Source organism: Janthinobacterium sp. GMG2, from assembly GCF_033949445.1.
GTDB lineage: Bacteria > Pseudomonadota > Gammaproteobacteria > Burkholderiales > Burkholderiaceae_D > Janthinobacterium > Janthinobacterium aestuarii.
Genome location: NZ_JAXAWA010000028.1, coordinates 1 through 330 on the forward strand (window position 1 = coordinate 1; position 330 = coordinate 330).

At 69.4% G+C, this 330-nt stretch carries 1 protein-coding gene; it reads right to left on the reverse strand.

Translation table 11 applies throughout. The features are described 5' to 3' along the window. Positions 1–330 (reverse strand): Ig domain-containing protein (locus SKZ59_RS28155; RefSeq protein WP_319993606.1); only part of this gene is annotated, 330 nt, incomplete at both ends.

Genomic DNA, 330 nt, shown 5'->3' on the forward strand with positions numbered 1-330 from the left:
CGCCGTGCCGCCCGTCCCCGTCAGGGTCGCGCTGTAGGCCGCTTCGGCCGTCGGGTTGGGCAGACTGGCCGGGGTCAGGCTGACCGAGGCTGACGCGACCGTCAGCGTATAGCTTTGCGTGCCGGTGAACTGGTGCGCATCTTCCGCCTGCACGGTCAACGTAAAACTGCCGGCCGCCGTTGGCGTACCGCTGAGCAAGCCGCTGCCGCTCAGAGTCAGGCCGGCAGGCAGGCTGCCGCTCGACACCGTATAGGCATACGGAGCGACGCCGCCATTGGCCGTCAGTTGCCGGCTGTACGCCGTGGCCGCTGTCGCTGCCGGCAAGGTGGA